This window comes from Streptomyces daliensis, assembly GCF_054782395.1.
Map to the genome: position 1 here is coordinate 1 of NZ_BAAGSO010000112.1, position 1,035 is coordinate 1,035.

The 1,035-nt window shown below is 67.7% G+C and carries 1 protein-coding gene; it reads right to left on the bottom strand.

From position 1 onward, the window contains the following. A partial coding sequence (locus ACYVOO_RS31360; RefSeq protein ID WP_461019099.1) for a DUF6531 domain-containing protein occupies positions 1 to 955 on the bottom strand: 955 nt, incomplete at its 3' end. Between the last annotated feature and the right edge of the window lie 80 nt (positions 956 to 1,035).

Genomic DNA, 1,035 nt, shown 5'->3' on the forward strand with positions numbered 1-1,035 from the left:
CGTCATACGCGTAACGGGTCACGTTCCCCAGCGGGTCCGTCACGGTCAGGGGCAGCCGGTTGCTCTCGTCCCACTCCGTGCGAGTGGTGTGGCCCAGCGGGTCGGTCTCCGCGACGACCTTCCCCGCCCCGTTGAGAACGTAGGTGGACTGGTTGCCGAGGGAGTCGGTGTAGCGCGTCGTCCGCGCGGCCGTGTCGTAATGGAAACGGCCCGAGTAGATCCCATCCGGACCCACCGTGCGCAGCACCCGGCCACGGTGGTCATACACATAACCGAACGTGGTGTTGTTACGGTCCGTCCACGAGGTGATGCGGTGCCGCTCGTCGTAGCGGTAACGCAGCGGCCTGCCCGTCGAGTTGACGACCTCCGTCAGATCACCGGACCCGTCATAGCCGAAGGACACCAGCACCGTCGAGCGCTCATGTGCTGCGCCGTGCAGCAGACGCAACCCCGTGACCCGGCGCAGCCCCGGATCGGTGTCCACCACGACGCGATAACCGCCCGAGTGACGGACCTCGGTCGGAGTGCCCCTGGCATCGCGCAGGAACTCGACCCGGTCCCCCTCGCCCGACCGGTCGGTGACCGCCTGAAGCACCAGCTCGGGCCCGCTGGCAGGCAGCGCCGCGAAGTGCAGGGCACGGTTGCGCTCCGGAACCACCAGCGTGAAGGTGCCCTCCGGCTTGCCATCCCAGTACAGCGGCCACCGCGGCCCCGAAGACGGCATCGTAGGCACATCCGGTTCCGGCACCGGATACGTCAGCACCATCCCGTCATCCGCGACATAGACAACACCCTGATCGTCGATCTCCAGGCGCTGATCGAGCGTCGCCGCCCACGTCGGGCCGAACCAGCCCCCGCACGGATGCCCCGAGACATAGTGCCGCTCCAGCACCAACGGCAACGCACCCGGCAGCTCCACATCCGCCACGGACATGACCATCTCGCCGGTCGCCACATCGACCGGCTCACCGACCTCACACTTGTCATCACGACACGTCGAAGTATCCGTATCGCTGTCCGCCCGCTCCCGCGCGC